This window comes from Plantibacter sp. Leaf314, from assembly GCF_001423185.1.
In the GTDB taxonomy this organism is placed as follows: domain Bacteria; phylum Actinomycetota; class Actinomycetes; order Actinomycetales; family Microbacteriaceae; genus Plantibacter.
This window is the reverse complement of the sequence record NZ_LMOB01000003.1, coordinates 328,434-345,517: the sequence shown is the minus strand read 5'-3', so window position 1 is coordinate 345,517 and position 17,084 is coordinate 328,434. Positions and strand designations below refer to the sequence as shown.

At 70.2% G+C, this 17,084-nt stretch carries 16 protein-coding genes; 3 read left to right on the top strand and 13 right to left on the bottom strand.

Going from position 1 to position 17,084, the window contains the following annotated elements; all coding sequences use genetic code 11:
* Positions 1–10 precede the first annotated feature (10 nt).
* From ASF68_RS17715 to ASF68_RS17685, 8 genes are all read right to left on the bottom strand, one after another.
* Positions 11–718: an L-ribulose-5-phosphate 4-epimerase gene (locus tag ASF68_RS17715; RefSeq protein ID WP_056014264.1), complete on the bottom strand. Its 708-nt coding sequence runs from the start codon at positions 716–718 to the stop codon at positions 11–13.
* Positions 715–2,475 (bottom strand): ribulokinase, encoded by a 1,761-nt coding sequence (gene araB, locus ASF68_RS17710; protein WP_056014261.1) that lies wholly within the window; start codon positions 2,473–2,475, stop codon positions 715–717. Before araB ends, ASF68_RS17715 begins: the two co-directional genes overlap by 4 nt.
* A 163-nt stretch (positions 2,476–2,638) precedes the next feature.
* Positions 2,639–4,354 (bottom strand): hypothetical protein, encoded by a 1,716-nt coding sequence (locus ASF68_RS17705; protein ID WP_056014258.1) that lies wholly within the window; start codon positions 4,352–4,354, stop codon positions 2,639–2,641.
* A 58-nt stretch (positions 4,355–4,412) separates the two neighbouring features.
* Positions 4,413–5,666: a multiple monosaccharide ABC transporter permease gene (gene mmsB, locus ASF68_RS17700; protein ID WP_056014255.1), complete on the bottom strand. Its 1,254-nt coding sequence runs from the start codon at positions 5,664–5,666 to the stop codon at positions 4,413–4,415.
* A 31-nt stretch (positions 5,667–5,697) separates the two neighbouring features.
* Positions 5,698–7,206: a multiple monosaccharide ABC transporter ATP-binding protein gene (mmsA, locus tag ASF68_RS17695; protein WP_056014741.1), complete on the bottom strand. Its 1,509-nt coding sequence runs from the start codon at positions 7,204–7,206 to the stop codon at positions 5,698–5,700.
* A 211-nt stretch (positions 7,207–7,417) separates the two neighbouring features.
* Complete coding sequence (chvE, locus tag ASF68_RS17690; protein WP_056014252.1) at positions 7,418–8,530, bottom strand: multiple monosaccharide ABC transporter substrate-binding protein; 1,113 nt, start codon at positions 8,528–8,530, stop codon at positions 7,418–7,420.
* A gap of 107 nt (positions 8,531–8,637) precedes the next feature.
* A complete protein-coding gene (locus ASF68_RS18915) occupies positions 8,638–8,778 on the bottom strand; it encodes a hypothetical protein (RefSeq protein WP_157605282.1) in 141 nt (46 codons plus the stop codon).
* Between the two features lie 276 nt (positions 8,779–9,054).
* Positions 9,055–10,074: a serine hydrolase gene (locus ASF68_RS17685; protein WP_056014249.1), complete on the bottom strand. Its 1,020-nt coding sequence runs from the start codon at positions 10,072–10,074 to the stop codon at positions 9,055–9,057.
* Positions 10,075–10,208: 134 nt separating this feature from the next.
* Here ASF68_RS17685 and ASF68_RS17680 point away from each other — a divergent pair, with 134 nt between their 5' ends.
* A complete protein-coding gene (locus ASF68_RS17680; RefSeq protein WP_056014246.1) occupies positions 10,209–11,228 on the top strand; it encodes a LacI family DNA-binding transcriptional regulator in 1,020 nt (339 codons plus the stop codon).
* A gap of 206 nt (positions 11,229–11,434) precedes the next feature.
* Here ASF68_RS17680 and ASF68_RS17675 read toward each other — a convergent pair whose 3' ends face one another.
* Positions 11,435–12,631 carry an ROK family protein gene (locus tag ASF68_RS17675; protein WP_056014244.1) on the bottom strand — a complete coding sequence of 399 codons (1,197 nt, stop codon included), beginning with the start codon at positions 12,629–12,631 and terminating at the stop codon, positions 11,435–11,437.
* A 96-nt stretch (positions 12,632–12,727) separates the two neighbouring features.
* On the opposite strand from ASF68_RS17675, the gene ASF68_RS17670 reads away from it, so the two are divergent.
* Positions 12,728–13,165, top strand: coding sequence for a GNAT family N-acetyltransferase (locus ASF68_RS17670; protein WP_056014241.1), 438 nt, complete (start codon positions 12,728–12,730; stop codon positions 13,163–13,165).
* A gap of 107 nt (positions 13,166–13,272) precedes the next feature.
* On the opposite strand, the gene ASF68_RS17665 is transcribed toward ASF68_RS17670, so the two are convergent.
* Positions 13,273–13,884: a hypothetical protein gene (locus tag ASF68_RS17665; protein WP_200920982.1), complete on the bottom strand. Its 612-nt coding sequence runs from the start codon at positions 13,882–13,884 to the stop codon at positions 13,273–13,275.
* Between the two features lie 117 nt (positions 13,885–14,001).
* Here ASF68_RS17665 and ASF68_RS17660 point away from each other — a divergent pair, with 117 nt between their 5' ends.
* Positions 14,002–14,505, top strand: a complete 504-nt coding sequence (locus ASF68_RS17660) for a metallophosphoesterase (RefSeq protein WP_056014238.1) — start codon at positions 14,002–14,004, stop codon at positions 14,503–14,505.
* A 7-nt stretch (positions 14,506–14,512) separates the two neighbouring features.
* Here ASF68_RS17660 and ASF68_RS17655 read toward each other — a convergent pair whose 3' ends face one another.
* The 3 genes from ASF68_RS17655 to ASF68_RS17645 form a co-directional block, all read right to left on the bottom strand.
* Positions 14,513–15,151 (bottom strand): hypothetical protein, encoded by a 639-nt coding sequence (locus ASF68_RS17655; protein WP_056014235.1) that lies wholly within the window; start codon positions 15,149–15,151, stop codon positions 14,513–14,515.
* Positions 15,152–15,256: 105 nt separating this feature from the next.
* Positions 15,257–16,390: a Gfo/Idh/MocA family protein gene (locus ASF68_RS17650; RefSeq protein ID WP_235526869.1), complete on the bottom strand. Its 1,134-nt coding sequence runs from the start codon at positions 16,388–16,390 to the stop codon at positions 15,257–15,259.
* Complete coding sequence (locus tag ASF68_RS17645) at positions 16,375–17,070, bottom strand: ThuA domain-containing protein (protein WP_056014232.1); 696 nt, start codon at positions 17,068–17,070, stop codon at positions 16,375–16,377. Before ASF68_RS17645 ends, ASF68_RS17650 begins: the two co-directional genes overlap by 16 nt.
* Positions 17,071–17,084 lie beyond the last annotated feature (14 nt).

The following is a 17,084-nucleotide window of genomic DNA, read 5'->3' as shown; positions in this document are numbered from 1 at the left end:
GGTGGCTGGCCTAGAGCGCGCCCTGGGGCGCCTGGCCGTAGACGTTCTGGTAGCGGTCGAACAGGGCGTCGATCGCCTCGGTCGGCATCGGCTTCGGCTCACCCAGCTGCCGCGAGATGTGCACGGTCCGGGCCACGTCCTCGACCATGACGGCCGCCTTCACGGCGTCCCGCGCGTCCTTGCCGATGGTGAACGGACCGTGGTTCTGCATGAGGACGGCGCGCGACCGGTGGCCGGTCAGCGTCTCCACGATGCCGCGACCGATCGAGTCGTCGCCGATGATCGAGAACGGCCCGACGGGGACCTCCCCGCCGAACTCGTCGGCCATGGCGGTGATGACGCACGGGATCGGCTCGGCGCGTGCAGCCCAGGCGACGGCGTAGGTGGAGTGCGTGTGCACGACCCCGCCGACCTCGGGCATGTGGCGGTACACGTAGGCGTGCGCGGCCGTGTCGCTCGAGGGCGACCGGTCGGAGCCGGGCGTGCCCGGGATCACGTTGCCGTCGAGGTCGCAGAGGATCATGTTCTCGGGCGCGAGGTCGTCGTAGTCGACGCCCGACGGCTTGATCACGAACAGCTCGGCGCCGGGCACCCGACCGGAGACGTTGCCGCCGGTCCAGATGACGAGGCCGTAGCGCACGAGCTCGCCGTGCAGCTTCGCGACGTCGGCGCGGACGCGGGCGATCGCGACCTCGATCTCCGGTGAGTAGGTGTTCACGAGGTTGCTCCTTCGAGGGCGGTGGTCTCGGTGTCGGACGGCAGGCGGTCGGAGCCGCCACCGAGGGCGGCCCGGCGGAGGCGCTTCAGCCGCTTCATGACGTCGTTGGCTCCGCGACCGAAGTAGTCGTGGAGGGTGGCGTACTCGGCGTAGAGCAGGTCGTACGCGTCCGCCGCGGCCTCGTTCGGCGTGTAGACGGCGCGGTCGACCTTGCCCATCGCGGCGCTGGCCGCCGGGACGTCCGGGTAGGCGCCGGCCGCGACGGCCGCGTGGATGGCGGAGCCGAGGGCGGGACCCTGGGCGCTCGCGGTGATCGAGATCGGCAGGCGCAGGATGTCGGAGTAGGTCTGCATGAGGAACGGGTTCCGCTGCAGACCGCCGGCGACGATGAACTCGGTGACGGGCACGCCCGAAGCGTTGAACGTCTCGACGATCTTGCGCGTCCCGAAGGCGGTCGCCTCGAACAGCGCCCGGTAGACCTCTTCGGTGCGTGTGGAGAGCGTCAGGCCGAGGACCGTGCCGGAGAGTTCGTGGTCGACGAGCACCGAGCGGTTGCCGGAGTGCCAGTCGAGCGCGACGAGCCCGTGGGCACCGACCGGCTGGTCCTGGATCAGAGAGGTGAGGTACTCGTGGATGCTGACGCCGCGCGCGGCCGCCTCCTCCGTGTACCGGGCGGGGACCTGGTTCTCGACGTACCAGGCGAAGATGTCGCCGACGCCGGACTGGCCCGCCTCGTAGCCGTACAGGCCGGCGATGATGCCGCCGTCGACGACGCCGCACATGCCGGGGACCTCGCGGAGGACGTCGCCGTTCATGACGTGGCAGGTGGACGTGCCCATGATCGCGACCATCTGGCCGGGCGAGACCGCCTGTGCCGCGGGGGCGGCGACGTGGGCGTCGACGTTCCCGACCGCGACGGCGATGCCCTCACGGAGCCCGGTCCAGGCCGCGGCCTCCGCGGAGAGGGTGCCGGCGGCAGCGCCCAGCTCACCGATCTCGTGCTCGACCTTGTCGTCGGCGAAGCGCTCGAACGCGGGGTTGAGGGCGGCGAGGAACTCGTGGCTCGGGTAGGCGCCGTCCTGGTAGATGCCCTTGTACCCGGCGGTGCAGGCGTTCCGGACGTACCGCCCGGTCAGCTGCCAGATGATCCAGTCGGCGGCCTCGACCCAGTGGTCCATGCGCTCGTAGAGCTCCGGGTCCTCCTCGAGCAGCTGGAGTCCCTTGGCGAACTCCCACTCGCTGGAGATGAGTCCGCCGTAGCGCGGCAGCCAGGACTCGCCCCGCTCGGCGGCGAGTTCGTTGATGCGGTCGGCCTGCGGCTGCGCGGAGTGGTGCTTCCACAGCTTCACGTAGGCGTGCGGGCGGTCGGCGTACTCGGGCAGCTCGTTGAGTGGGGTGCCGTCGGCGATGACGGGGACCATCGTGCAGGCCGTGAAGTCGGTGCCGATGCCGATGACCGCCGCCGGGTCGATCCCGGCGGCCTCGACGGCGCGGGGCACGGCGGACCTGATGACCGCGACGTAGTCGGCCGGGACCTGCAGCGCCCAGTCGGGCGGCAGGGTGGCGCCGGTCGAGGCGAGTTCGCGGTCCATGACGGCGTGCGGGTAGTCGAGCACCGCGGAGCCGAGCTCAGCGCCGTCGGACACGCGGACGACGACGGCCCGGCCGGACAGGGTGCCGAAGTCGACGCCGATCGTGTAGGTCTCGCCGGAGGCGGCTGACGCGCTGGGGGATGCTGCGGTGTGCTCGGTGTTCACCGGCTGGACTCCTTCGTCTGGTGGTGCTGGTTCGTCGGGTGGTGCGGAAGCCTGCGGCGTCCCGGGGACGCTCGGGGTGGGTGGGCCGGGGTCGGGTGGAGGTTCGACGGCGTCCGGGCCGATGCCAGTGTACAACGTTGTACATCGGCCTGGCCAGCGCCGCTCATGCGAGCCCGCCCATCGCGTCGAGGACGGCGAGGACCGCGTCCCGATGCCCCCTGGCGTCGCGGTCGGGACGGGTCTCCCCCACCACCCGGCCGTTGCGGACGGCGATGACCCGGTCGCAGACCTCGACGAGCGCCGAGGGGTCGTCGCCGGCCACCACGACCGCCCGACCGGAGGCGGCGATGGCCCGGATGAGGGCGACGCGTTCGGCCGCACCGGCGTCGCGGCGGTCACCGAACGGTTCGGCCAGGAGCACCACCCGTGCCGGTGTGTCGAGGAGCGACCGAAGTGACTCGGTGAACTGCTCGGCGGTCGGGCCGCGATGCGCACCGGGCAGCGCCGCCGCCAGGCCGTTCACCCCGGTGGTCGCCGGGTACGCCCGGCGGCCGTCCGCGAGCCCGGTCGAGACCATGCGGGTGAGCGACGTCGGCGACACACTCGAGGGCACGCCGCCGAGGAACGCGAGGTCGTAGCGGATCGGGTGTTCGGTCGTGTAAAGCAGTCCGGCAGCGCGAGCGCGGTCCATGGTCGAGACGTCGACGGTCTCGCCGTCGATGGCGACCGCTCCACGCACCGTGGCACCGTACGAGTGGCCGAACAGGCTGAGGAGCACCTCGCCGACACCGGAGTCGAGGGGACCGAAGAGGCCGAGGACCTCGCCGGGAGCGCACGCGAAGCTCACCCCGTCGACGATGGTCCTGGCGGCGTCGGCGGGGTGGCTCGCGTGCCACTGCTCGACACGCAGCCCGCCCGTGCGCTCGGTCGGGCGGGTGTCGCGATCCGGGCAGGACCGCGCGCTGTCGCTCGTGCGGTCCACACCACGGAGACCCGCGGCGCTCCCGAGGCCCACTGCCAAGGCGTCGAGCACCCGCCGCTCATCGGCCGCGTCCGACACCGGGAGCGTGCGGGGGCCGTTCGCGCCGGATCCGGTTCCGAGCAGGGTGACCGCCGATGCGACGGCGGCGAGACCGGTGACCGTCCCCGTGACGAGCAGGACCACCGGAGCGGTCCCGGACGGCCGGGGCGTGGCGGCGACGGAGCGCAGGGCGGTCTGCCAGCGCTCGCGTTCCGGCGTGGACAGTCCGGCTCCGGACTCGTCGACGATCACGACGGCGGCTCCCGCTGCGACCGCTCTCGCGAGCTCGACGAGTCGGCGTTCCAGAGCGGTCAGCTCCGCGACCGCCGTGGTCGGCTCGGTCGCCAGGCCGACCGTCGCGAGCGCGCGGACCACGCGGTCCCGGTCGCTCCCACGGGTATCACCACCGGGGCGCCCGAAGCGGAGCGCGGCGCGGACCGCGGCGCCGAAGCCGTCGACACCCGAGCCGTGCTCGTTGCCGAGCAGGACGTTGTCGCCCACGTCCTGCGTCCAACTGATCGCCTGGCCGCCGGTCACCACGGCGATCCCGGCCGCACTCGACGCCGCACGAGAAGCGAGGGCGACGGCCGTCCCCGCGATGCGCACGACCTCGGCGGTCCTGCGTCGCCGCCGTCCGCCCGCGGCGCCGGAGAGGGCGTCGACGAACCGCCGCGTCGCCGACCGGGGCCCGACGACCGCGTGGACGACGCCGGCCTCGACGGCGAGCACCGTCTCGTCACCGTCGAGCACCTCGAGTGCCGGTACCGACGGGACCGTCGCATCACCGCCCGGACCACGCACGGAGGCGAGCGCCCCGGCCTGTTCGCCGGTGCGCTCGCCTCCGTGGTTCGCGGTCATCGCTGAGGGTGACTGGTCGTTCGTGCTGGACAGCTCGCCGCCTGAGCGGGGCTGCGGATCAGCGTCCGCCGCTGCGGCGCTTGTTGTAGACGTCGAAGGCGACGGCGAGCAGGAGCACGAGGCCCTTGACGGCCTGCTGCCACTCGATGCCGAGGCCGATGATCGACATACCGTTGTTCAGGACGCCGATGATGAGACCACCGATGATCGCGCCACCGATGGTTCCGACGCCACCCTGCACCGCGGCTCCACCGATGAACGCCGCGGAGATCGCCTCGAGCTCGAAGCCGTCACCGGCCTTCGGACCGGCGAGGTTCAGGCGGGCCGTGAAGATGAGGCCGGCGAGCGCCGCGAGGAAGCCCATGTTGACGAACAGGAAGAAGTCGACCTTGCGCGTCTTGATACCGGACAGCTCGGCCGCGTGGCGGTTGCCACCGATCGCGTAGATGTGGCGACCGAAGACGGAGCGGTTCATCACGATGCCGTACACGAGCACCAGGACGGCGAGCACGATGAGCGTGACCGGGATGCCCTTGTACGCGGCGAGGGCGTAGACGAAGAAGCCGATGCCGGCGGTGATCAGGACGAGCTTGGCGACGAACCACGGGAAGGGCTCGGTCTCCTGGCCGTACTTCTGACGGCCGAGGCGCGTGCGGACCTGCTGCACGACGAGGCCGATGACGGCGATGACGCCGATCCCCAGCGTGAGCGGGTCGATCGGGAAGTCACCGAAGACGTCGTTCAGGAAGCCGTTGCCGAGGGCGCGGTACTCGCCCGGGAAGGAACCGATGTTCGCGTTGCCGAGGACCACGAGCGCGAGGCCGCGGAAGATGAGCATGCCGGCGAGCGTCACGATGAACGCCGGGATGCCGACGTAGGCGATCCAGAAGCCCTGCCAGACGCCGACGAGGGCACCGATGGCGAGCGAGAGGATGACCGCGATCCACCACGGCATCTGCATCTGTACGGCGAAGACACCGGAGACGGCGCCGACGAAGGCCGCGACGGAACCGACCGACAGGTCGATGTGGCCGGCGATGATGACCATCACCATGCCGATCGCGAGGACGAGGATGTACCCGTTCTGCACGATCAGGTTGGAGATGTTCTGCGGCCGCAGCAGGATGCCGTCGGTGATGACGGCGAAGAACACGACGACGAGCAGGAGGGCGATGAAGATGCCGTTCTTGCCGAGGTCGCTGAGGATGTGGGTCAGCCAGCTCGTGAACCGGTTCGTGGCCGGGTTGACGAGGCCGCCGGCGGCGGTGCCGTCCCCTGCCGGGACGGTGGGTTTGGTGTCCAGATCGGACATTGCGGTTCTCCTTCGATCCGTCCGCGCCCGCTTAGCGGGGCTTCTCCATGGTCATGAGCTTGAGGAGCGCTTCGGGGTTCGCTTCCTCGATCGGCAGTTCGCCGGTGATGCGGCCCTCGCTGAGGGCGTAGATGCGGTCGCAGATGCCGATGAGCTCGGGGAGCTCGGAGGAGATGACGATGACGCCCTTCCCCTCCGCGGCGAGGCGGTTGATGATCGTGTAGATCTCGTACTTCGCGCCGACGTCGATCCCACGGGTGGGCTCATCGAGGATGAGGACGTCGGGGTCGGAGTAGATCCACTTCGACAGCACGACCTTCTGCTGGTTGCCACCCGAGAGCTTGCCGGTCTTCGCGAGCACGTTGGGAGCCTTGATGTTCATGCTCTTGCGGTACTCCTCGGCGACCTTGTACTCCTCGTTGTCGTTCACGAGTCCGCCGCGTTCGAGCTTCTTCAGCGAGGCCATCGAGATGTTGCGCTTGATGTCCTCGATGAGGTTGAGGCCGTAGTACTTGCGGTCCTCGGTGGCGTACGCGAGGCCGTTCGCGATGGCCTCCGACACGGTGCGCGTGCGGATCTCCGAGCCGTTCTTGAAGACCTTGCCGCTGATCCGGCTGCCGTACGACTGGCCGAAGAGGCTCATCGCGAACTCGGTGCGCCCGGCGCCCATGAGGCCGGCGATGCCGACGATCTCACCGGCACGGACGTTGAGGTTCACGGCGTCCACCATCACGCGGGTCGGGTCCTGCGGGTGGTGGGCGGTCCAGTCCTCGACGCGCAGGATCTCGGCACCGATGTTCGGCGTGTGGTCCGGGTAGCGGTGCTCGAGGTCGCGACCGACCATGTCCTTGATGATGCGCTCTTCGGTGACGTCGTTCTTCACGATCGTCTCGATCGTCTTGCCGTCGCGGATGACCGTGACGGTGTCGGCGACCTTCTTGATCTCGTTGAGCTTGTGGCTGATGATGATCGACGTGATGCCCTGCTCCTTGAGGTGCAGGATGAGGTCGAGCAGGTGGTCGGAGTCCTCGTCGTTCAAGGCGGCGGTCGGCTCGTCGAGGATGAGGAGCTTCACGCGCTTCGAGAGGGCCTTCGCGATCTCGACGAGCTGCTGCTTGCCGACACCGATCTCGAGGATCTTCGTCGTCGGGTTCTCCCGCAGCCCGACCCGGGCGAGCAAGGCTGCCGCCTCCTGGTTGGTGCGGTTCCAGTCGATGAGGCCGAGCGGCCCCTTCAGCTCGTTGTTGAGGAAGATGTTCTCCGCGATGGAGAGGTAGGGGCTGAGCGCCAGCTCCTGGTGGATGATGACGATGCCCTTGGACTCCGAGTCACGGATGTCCTTGAACTCCATCGTCTCGCCCTCGAAGACGATGTCGCCCTCGTAGGTCCCGAACGGGTACACGCCCGACAGCACCTTCATGAGGGTGGACTTGCCGGCACCGTTCTCGCCGCAGATGGCGTGCACGGTACCGCGCTGCACATCGAGGGTGACGTTCGAGAGGGCTTTGACGCCGGGGAAGGTCTTGATGATGTTGCGCATCTCGAGGATGCTCGTCGTCTCGGCTGACACCTGAGTCTCCTTACTGGTGGTCGTCGTTGAGCCTGGCCGGTGACCTCAGGCACGTCGTCCGACTCAGGGACCGGACATGGTCACTGAGGTGGTCGAAGCGTCGAGGTGCGGACCCGGGCCCCGAGACAGGCTCGGAGAGCGGAATCCGCTCCCCGAGCCCGACTGGGGACTTCGGTGGGTGTTAGCCCTTGATCTCGTCTTCGGTCCAGTACCCGGAGTCCACGAGGACCTCCTGGATGTTGTCCTTGACGACGATCTGCGACTCGAGGAGGAAGGACGGGACGACCTTCTTGCCGTTGTCGTAGTCCTCGGTGTTGTTGACCTCGGGCTTCTCACCGTTCAGGACGGCGACGGCCATCTTGACGGCTTCGCTCGCCAGCTGGCGGGTGTCCTTGAAGATGGTCGCGTACTGCTCACCGGACTCGATGGCCTTGACCGAGTCGAGCTCGGCGTCCTGGCCGGAGATGACGGGCCAGCCGTCGCCCACCGAGTAGCCGGCGTCGGTCAGCGCCGAGATGATGCCTCGCGAGATGCCGTCGTAGGGCGACAGGACCGCGTTGACCTTGGAACCGTCGGAGTAGGTCGACGTGAGGATGTTCTCCATGCGCTTCTGCGCGGTCTCACCGTCCCAACGGAGCGTTGCAGCCTGCTCGAAGGAGGTCTGGCCACTGGCGACCGTGAGGGTGCCCGCGTCGATGAACGGCTTCAGGGTGTCCTGCGCGCCGTCCCAGAAGAACGTGGCGTTGTTGTCGTCGGGCGAGCCGGCGAACATCTCGATGTTGAACGGACCGGCGGGTGCGCCCTCGGTGGGCTTGCCCTCGAGGTCGACGAGGCCGAGGCCGTTGAGGACCGAGTTGGCCTGCTGCACGCCGACCTTGTAGTTGTCGAACGACGCGTAGTAGTCGACGTTCTCGCTGTCGCGGATGAGGCGGTCGTAGGCGATGACGGGGATGTCGCCGTCCTTGGCCTCCTGCAGCACGCTCGTGAGCGTGGTGCCGTCGATCGACGCGATGATCAGGACGGAGGCGCCCTTGGTGATCATGTTCTCGATCTGCGAGACCTGGGTGGGGATGTCGTCCTCGGCGTACTGCAGGTCGACCTTGAAGCCCTCCTTCTCGAGCTGCTCCTTGACGGCGTTGCCGTCCTGGATCCAGCGCTCGGAGCTCTTGGTGGGCATCGCGACGCCGACGAGCTTGCCGTCGCCTTCGCCGCCGCCCGATCCGCCGCTTGCGCCGCCGGAGCAGCCGGCGAGCGACACGACCATCGTGCCTGCGGCCAGCGTGGCGAGGAGCATTCTCTTCTTCACTGTGTGGTTCCTTCCCTAGGGGGTTGCTTGGACGTCGTTGTCATGCGCAGGTCGAACGGCGTCGATGTGTCCAGCTCATCGAGGCCGCTCGTCGGCTACGTGGCGTTCGCGGGTGCGGGTGCGGACGCCTCGTCGTGGTGCCGGCGAGGGTGCAGGGAGAGGTGGCCGGCGGGAAGCCGGGCCGAGAGGGAGTCGTGGTCGGTTCGATCGGTGCCGCGGTTCGGGAGGAGGCTCATCGCCCACCTGCTCGCTCCGTTGCGCTTCGTTCCCACGTCGACTTCCTCGTCACTCCGAATGTGACCGTTCACATTGTGTGTCACACGATAGCCCCAGACCTCCACCCGATGTCAAGTCGGGATGTGTCTCATTTTCATAACCGGCGATCGTCGGGGTATGGTCGCGCTCTCAACGACGTGGTTCCGGGGTGTGCGCGTTGCGCGCGGCGGCCGTGCGCGACGCGCTCGGACGGCGGGTACCGGCGCTGCCGATCCCAGTGGTGGCGCGGAAGTCGCCTAGAGTTCTGCGTCGATGGCGCGGATGACGTCCCACGCGCCGTCCTCGGAGTTCGACAGCACGACGACGTCGATCGCGTCGGCCGCCGTCGGGCCGAAGTAGGTGCGGACGATGCCGCTGGCACCCGGGTTGACACCGTCGAGGTACATCGAACGGACCTGACCGTCCTCGTCGACGTCGAACTCGAATCCGAAGCCGTAGGAGATCTCCTCGTCGACCTCGATCTGCGGGGAGGTGAACTCCTCGGTCAGCTCGGCGGTGAGGAGCTTCGCGTCGCGGGCCGCGCGCAGGAAGGTGATGAGATCGGCCGCCGTGGACTGCGCACCGGCGTCCGGGCCGCCGAGCGGCGGGAAGGCGTCGACGTTCGAGTGCCAGACCCCGTCGTCGTCGACGTCGCCGCCCTCCGCGAGGCCCGGTTCGCCCGTGCGGCGGTCGGCGAAGCCCGAGTGGTCCATGCCGAGCAGCGCGAACACCTGCTGCTCGATGAGCTCGCGGTACGGCAGGCCGGTCACCCCTTCGAGGGCGAGCCCGAGCAGGACGTAGCCGGCGTTGACGTAGTTCGCCTCCTCGCCCGGTGCCGCGAGCGGCGGCTTATGGGCGAAGAGCGGCAGGAGGTCGGCGGTCTCGCGGATCGACGAGGCGGGGCGCTCGGCCCACAGCTCCTCGTAGCTCTCACCGGCGGTCTCGTCGGCGTCGTCGGCGATGCCGGAGGTGTGGGTCAGCAGGTGGATCAGCTGCACGTCGCGGCGGATGGTGGTGCCGTCGAGGTCGACGTACTCGTGGATCGACTCGTCGAGGTCGATGTGCCCCGCGTCGACCTGCTGCAGCACGGCGGCCGCGGTGAACAGCTTCGTGATCGAGGCCGTGTCGAACCGGGTGTCGAGCGTGATCGGCTCGTCGCGCTCCCGGGAGGCGAGCCCCCGTGCGACCTCGAAGAGCGTCTCGTCTCCGCGCTTGACGAGCACGACGCCCGAGAAGTCGGTGGCTTCGATGACGCGGGCGACGCTTGCGGTGTCCATCCTCCAACGGTACCGTCGTCGGCTGCTCGGCGGCTGCACGGAGGCCGACGGAGCCGATCCTTCGGCGGCCTGAGGCGTGTGCATAATGGGTGCAGCACGAAATGTGACCGTGCACATCGAGGTCCGAGGAATCCGTGAGCGACGACGCCGAACGGGGGCGAGCCCCCAATATCCGCGATGTCGCGCGCCTGGCCGGGGTCTCCCACCAGACCGTGTCCCGAGTGCTGAACAACCATCCGAGCATCCGCGACTCCACGCGCGACCGCGTGCTCGCCGTCATGGACGAGGTCAACTACCGCCCGAACCGGGCGGCCAGAGCCCTCGTGACGAGTCGGTCGCGGACGATCGGCGTGCTCGCCAGCCAGCGCTCCCAGTACGGTCCGGCGAGCATGATCCAGGCCATCGAGAACGCGAGCAAGGACGCCGGGTACCTCGTCAGCACCTCCAACCTGCCCGACACCAGCGAGGTGTCGATCGTGGCGGCCGTTGAGCACCTCCTCGCGCAGTCGGTCGACGGCATCGTGGTGATCGCGCCGCAGGTCCGGGTGTTCCGCGCCATCGAGGAGCTGCAGGTCCGGGTCCCCTTCGTAGCGGTGCAGTCCGGCGGCGACCTCGACGACCACTCGATCGGGGTCGACCAGGTCGCCGGTGGACGCTTGGCGACGCGGCACCTCATCGAGCTCGGGCATCGGAACATCTACCACCTCGCCGGTCCGCAGGACTGGATCGAGGCGGAGGCGCGCATGCGTGGGTTCCTCGCGGAGATGAGCGCGCAGGACGTGCCGACGACGGCGCCGATCCTCGGCGACTGGACGGCCGACTTCGGGTATCGCGCCGGCATCGAACTCATGCGGGTGCGCGACTTCACGGCGATCTTCTCCTCGAACGACCAGATGGCGCTCGGGCTCATCCACGCGATCCGCGACGAGGGCTACGACGTGCCGCGGGACGTGTCGATCGTGGGGTTCGACGACATCCCCGAGGCGTCGCACTTCTGGCCGCCGCTCACGACGGTGCGTCAGGACTTCGACGAGCTGGGGCGGCGCTGCGTCGCGCATCTGCTCGGCAATCTCGAGGTCGACGCCGTCGGCTACCGGGGCACGATCGAGCCCGAACTCATCGTGCGGAAGTCCGCGGGTCCCCCGGCCTTCTGACCCCGGGTGGCGGTGGTGCCTGGCGACTGGCGCCAGCGCGGTGCGCTGACGCGAGCGCGGCTCACACGCGTGGGCGCGCCCCTCCAGAGACCCGCGCTCACGCGCTCAGCCCGCGGTCGCGCCGATGCCCGCAGAGTCATGCCAGCGCACCGCGCTGACGCCGGGTGGGGACGTCTCACGTCAGCGCACCGCGCCGGCGGACGGACTCACCAGGCGGCGGGGTCCGCGATGAGCCGGTCGAAGGCGAGTTCCGCCGCACCGATGAGGAGGAGGTCCTGCCCGAGCTCCGCACGCACGATCGCGACGTCCTCGAACGGCGGGACGAGCGCCCGCTCACGGACCGCGTCGTGCAGCTCCTCCGACGCCAGTTCGAGCACGATCCCGAGATGCCCGCCGAGGACGACGAGCTCGGGGTCGAGGATGTTGACCGTCCCGGCGAGCGCCCGCCCGAGCGTCCTCGCCTGCCGGACGACCTCCTCGCGCATCGGCCCGGCCGGATCCGCGGCGATACCGGCGGCGAGTGCCGCCTCGAGGACCGCGTCGTCCCCGGCGACGAGCCCGGCGACGCGGAGCAGCTCACTACGGCGGACGGCGTCTTCGAGCGCGTTACCCGCGGCCGTCGCCGAGGTGTGCCCGAACTCCCCCGCGTAGCCGCGCGCACCACCGACGGGGCGGCCACCGGCGATGATGCCGCCGCCGATACCGCTCGCGCCACCGTTCAGGTAGACGAGGTCGTCGATGCCTCGGCCGGCCCCGAAGGTCCGCTCCGCCCTGGCACCGAGACTCGCGTCGTTCGCCGCGAACACCGCCCGGCCGGTCGCGGCACGCAGCCGTTCGACGAGCGGCTCGTCGACCCAGCCGAGGTGCGGCGCGAGCCGGACGACCCCATCGGCGTCGCGCACGAGTCCGGGGACCGCGAGCCCGATCCCGCCCCCACCCTGCGCGTCGTCGGGCAGGCGTGCGGCCAAGTCGGCGACCAGCTCCGCGATGATCGCCGTCGCCTCGCCTGCCGTCGGGGTCGTGTCGACGTCGCGACGCACGCGTTCAACGACCTCGCCACCGAGCCGGACGGCCGCGACGGTGATCGCGTCGAGCTCCGGGTTCGCCGCGAAGGCGACGGCTCGGGGGCCGGCGGAGACGAGCGGCGACGGACGACCGACACCCTGCCCGCCGACCGGGACCGACTCCGTGACGACTCCCGACGCTGCGAGTTCCGTCACGAGCGCGGCGACCGTCGAGCGGTTGAGCCCGGTCGCCCGCGTGAGTGCTGACCGCGACTGTACCCCGCCCTGGTGGACCAGCTCGACGATCCGCCCGAGGTTGCGACGGCGCACCGAGTCGAGTCCGCTCCCGGCGGCCTGACCACCCGTCGGAGCGGTTCCGCCCGCTGTCGCCTCACTCACACGCCCACCTCTGCTCGATCCCTCCAGTGTCCCTCACCGGCGGCTCCCCCGGCACCTGCGCGCGCGAGCGACCGGAACGGATGGTTGACTGGACGGATGCCCACCGCATGGACACTCCGACCGGCCACGCTCGACGATGCGACGTGGATGGCCGAGGTGCGCGCCGTCGTGATGCGCCCCGACCTCGAGCGTCTCGGGCGCTACGACGAGACCCGCGTGCGTCGACGGTTCCTCGACGCGTACCGGCCGGAGCACACCTCGGTGATCGTGGTCGACGGTGTCGCGGCCGGGCTGTTCGCGGTCCGCCCGGAGCCCGAGGAACGGTGGCTGGAACACTTCTACCTGGCCCCCGAGCACCAGGGCGCCGGCCTCGGTACCGCGGTCCTCGCGCAGGTGCTGCGCGACGACGGCGACCCGCGCCCGTTCCGCTTGAACGTGCTGCAGGGCAGCCCGGCCCGTCGCCTCTACGAGCGCCACGGCTTCACGCTGGAACGCGAGGACGACGTCGACGTGTGGATGGTCCGCCGGGGCTGAACACGCTGCGCCGCGGCAAGCGGGGATCGACACCAGAGCAGGACGTGAGGATGCAACCGGTCCTGCCACCGCGCGGATCTCCGGCTGCTTCGCGGCCGCGGAGCAGCTCAGGCGGGTTGCCGGACCGTGGTGACGATGTCGACGAGGTGCGGGTCGGCGGGGGCCGAACCGAAGCCGAACCGCACGGGCGGGGCGAGCGGTGCGAGCGTGCCGAGGTCCGCACCCGACCAGCTCGCCGTCGCCGCGGTGATGCGGCGGGCGCCCGTCACCCCGTAGTACTCGCGTCGTCCGTTGCCGGCCGAGCCCGCCGTGCGCGCACCCGGCTGCAGCACCCTGGCGACGGGGTCGATCGTCTGGAGCCAGAGCGGGTTGACCGCGAGCGGCTTGGGGACGGCTCGGAGCGCTCGTCCCAGGGGCGAACTGCCGCCGATGCGCAGCGTCGTGTCGAGCGGGCCGCCGACGAACCGGAGGCCGGTGGGGAGGCGCGTCCACCCGACCGTGCCGATCTCGATGTCGTCGAAGGTGTACGTGGTGGCGATGAAGTCCGCGATCTCCTGCGTGGGGGCCAGGAGGAGCCGCTTGCCGCGGGAGTCCTCGATCATCGCGTCGGCGAAGGACCCGAAGGGTGACGTCGACCAGAGCCCGAGGACGATGCGGACGCCGCCCGTGGTGCCGTAGCCGGCGATCCTCCCGGAGAAGCGCAGGTCGGTTGCGGGCATGCCGCCCACTGTAGTCGGCCCGTCTGGGTGCCGGCTCGGTTCGTCACTTGAACCGGTCGACGGGCGCACGACCACCACCCGGTTGACGCGGCCGGGACGATCCGCTTGCGTTGAGGCATGTCGACCTCGCTCCTGCTCATCTCCGACACCCACCTGCCCAAGCGCGCGAAGGCCCTGCCGGACGCCGTGTGGGCCGCGGTCGACGCGGCCGACCTCGTCGTCCACGCCGGCGACTGGGTCGACGAGGCGACACTCGACGCCCTCGAGCAGCGAGCCACCCGCCTCGTCGGCGTCTTCGGCAACAACGACGGACCGGGGCTCCGCGCGCGGCTCCCCGAGGTCGCGCGGTTCGAGGTCGACGGCGTCCGCTTCGCCGTCGTCCACGAGACCGGTGCAGCCACCGGCCGCGAACGGCGCGCCGACGAGGCCTACCCCGACACCGACGTGCTCGTCTTCGGGCACAGCCACATCCCCTGGGACACTGTCTCCCCCGCGGGTCTCCGGCTGCTCAATCCCGGCTCGCCGACGGACCGTCGCCGTCAGCCGCAGTGCACGATGATGACCGCGCGGGTGGACGACGGCGTGCTCGCGGACGTCCTGGTCGTCCCCGTCGCCCGCTGAGCGACGGTCAGCCGCAGTACTCGCTGTCGATCTTCGGCTCGGCACGCACGACGATCGCCTCGACGACGTCGTCCATCACGGAGAAGTTGATCCAGTGCCCGGCGTCGTCGGTGACGGCGTAGAAGACGGCGTACTTGCCCTGCTGCTCGGTGAGCGCGGGGTAGGCGGCCCGGAGTTCCGCGAGGGTCGAACCGACGCCGACACCCGCGTCCGTCTTCGGCGACGACGCCGCGACAGCAGCCGGACCGCTCCACGCCTGCAGCACGATCTGCTCGACCACGCCCGTGTCCTGCGGATCGGGCAACCACACCGACGGCAGACCTTCGGCGGCGTAGGCGGTGACCCACGGGCACGCCTCCTGGGTCGCCACGGAGAACGCCGCCATGAGCGACGCCGTCCCGAGGATCGGGGCGCCGAGCTCGACCGGACCGACGCCGGTGAAGTCGACGGTCCAGGACGACGGGTCCGCGAGGTCGGGGCCGGTGGGCGTCGGTGTCGGGGTGGCGGTCGGTGTGACCGTCACGGTCTCGGTCGGCGCCGGCGTCGAGGCTCCGGCGCCGCCCGAGCAGCCGGCCAGGGCCAGGGCTGCGGCGATCGCCAGGATGGAGAAGACCGGTCGTCGGTGTGCTCGTGTGAACGACATCATTCCCCCAAATGTGTGCTCGGATCAGCCCATCCTCGCACACGACCGGTCCCCGAGCCGCCCGTCGACAGGCTCAGGGACCGAGGTCGTGGGCTCAGGGACCGGGCGTCAGCCGACGGCCACCGTCTGCTGCACGGGCTCGGGCCGCTCCACGGTGCTCGTCAGTTCCACGACCCGGTGCTCACGCCCGGCGACGATGATCGCCTCCATGATCTCCAGCACATGGAACGCGAGGTCCCCCGAGGCCCGGTGTGGCCGGTCCTGCTCGATCGCCTCGGCGAGGTCCGACAGCCCGACCCCGCGTCCGGCGTCGACGAAGCCGGCGCTGTCGGGCACCGCACGCCAGGTGCGGTCGTCCGCGGTCGAGAGCTCCACCGGATCGGAGAACCGGTTCGGGTCGGGCACCGCGACGGTCCCGGCGGTGCCGTACACCTCGAACAGCGGCACCCGGCTGGCCCACACCTCGAACGACACGGTCACCGTCGAGACGACACCGTTCGCATGCTCCAGGATCGCCGTCACGTGGGTGTCGACCTGCTCGTGCACCGGGATCGGCGTGCCGGCCAGCGCACCCGTGGCGACCGTCCGCTCCCGGTCCGACCGCGCGACCGCGCCCGACACCCGCACGACGGGACCGAAGAACGACACGAGACTCGTCAGGTAGTACGGCCCCATGTCGAGCAGCGGACCGCCGCCCGGCTGGTAGTAGAACGCGGGTGCCGGGTGCCACAGCTCGTGACCCGGCGCACTCCACGCGACCGCCGCCGCGATCGGCCGACCGATGGCACCGGCGTCGAGCACGGCGAGCGCCGTCTGGACACCGGAGCCGAGGACGGTGTCGGGCGCGCTGCCGACCCGCAACCCCTTCGCGCGCGCGAGCTCGAGCACCGGTCGCGCCTCGGCCGTGGAGAGTGCGAGCGGCTTCTCGCCGTAGACGTGCTTCCCCGCCTCGAGGGCACGGCGGGCGACCTCCGCGTGGGCTGCCGGGATGGTGAGGTTCAGGACGACGTCGACCTCCGGGTCGGCGAGCAACTCGTCGACGCTCGAGGACCGGACACCCTGCTCGGCCGCGACCTCGGCGGCCCGTGCGAGATCGAGGTCGGCGACGACGACGAGCCGGAGATTCGGCAACTTGGGGAACTCGGCGAAGTACTGCCGCGAGATGTTGCCGACGCCGATGACGCCGACCCGGAGGACCGATCCCCCGGTGGTCGTGGGTGTGTCGTTCAGCGTGCTGCCCACAGCAGGCCCCGTTCGATGATGGTGCGGACGTTGGGTTCTTCGACGATCTCGATGCGGTGGCCGGGCGCGGAGACGAAGATCCGGCCCTTCCCCCAGTGGCGCGTCCAGATGGCGGGGGCCGTGACGGGACGGTTCCACGCGTCCCAGGGCCGCACCTCCTGTGTCGTCGTCGCGAGCACGTCGTTGTACTCGTCGCTCAGCACCCAGTACTGCTCGGTGACGAGGTCGAAGTCCTCGATCCCCTCGGTGATCGGGTGCTGCCGGCCGTACTCGGTGATGTGCACGGTGTACGGGATGTAGTTGTCGGACTGCTCCCCCGTGCGCTCCGCCGGATCCTTGCCGGCGTGGTGCGCGAACTGCCCGCCGATCATGTGGAGGTAGTCCGCGTTGTTCCGGTACGAGTCCGCGATCCCGCCGTGCCAACCGGCCATCCCCGTGCCGTTCAGGACGGCCCGCTGGAGGCCCGCGAACTCCTCAGGCTCGATGGTGTTCATGGTGTTGATCTGGACGATGAGGTCGACGGTGTCGAGGTAGTCGGCATCGGTGTAGACGGCGGTCCCGTCCTCGACGCGCACGGTGAACCCGTTCGCCTCCAGGAAGGGGATGAAGGCCGCTGTGGTCTCGACGGGCATGTGCCCGTCCCAACCACCTCGGACCACGAGGGCCTGCTTGTCAGTCATGTATTCCTCTCGGG

Coding starts and splice junctions, on each gene's coding strand:
- ASF68_RS17685 (WP_056014249.1), bottom strand. CDS start 10,074: ATGGACACCGCAAGCGTCGCCCGCGTCATCGAAGCCACCGACTTCTCG.
- ASF68_RS17645 (WP_056014232.1), bottom strand. CDS start 17,070: ATGACTGACAAGCAGGCCCTCGTGGTCCGAGGTGGTTGGGACGGGCAC.
- ASF68_RS17660 (WP_056014238.1), top strand. CDS start 14,002: ATGTCGACCTCGCTCCTGCTCATCTCCGACACCCACCTGCCCAAGCGC.
- chvE (WP_056014252.1), bottom strand. CDS start 8,530: ATGCTCCTCGCCACGCTGGCCGCAGGCACGATGGTCGTGTCGCTCGCC.
- ASF68_RS17655 (WP_056014235.1), bottom strand. CDS start 15,151: ATGATGTCGTTCACACGAGCACACCGACGACCGGTCTTCTCCATCCTG.
- mmsB (WP_056014255.1), bottom strand. CDS start 5,666: ATGTCCGATCTGGACACCAAACCCACCGTCCCGGCAGGGGACGGCACC.
- ASF68_RS17705 (WP_056014258.1), bottom strand. CDS start 4,354: ATGACCGCGAACCACGGAGGCGAGCGCACCGGCGAACAGGCCGGGGCG.
- ASF68_RS18915 (WP_157605282.1), bottom strand. CDS start 8,778: ATGAGCCTCCTCCCGAACCGCGGCACCGATCGAACCGACCACGACTCC.
- mmsA (WP_056014741.1), bottom strand. CDS start 7,206: ATGCGCAACATCATCAAGACCTTCCCCGGCGTCAAAGCCCTCTCGAAC.
- ASF68_RS17670 (WP_056014241.1), top strand. CDS start 12,728: ATGCCCACCGCATGGACACTCCGACCGGCCACGCTCGACGATGCGACG.
- ASF68_RS17665 (WP_200920982.1), bottom strand. CDS start 13,884: ATGCCCGCAACCGACCTGCGCTTCTCCGGGAGGATCGCCGGCTACGGC.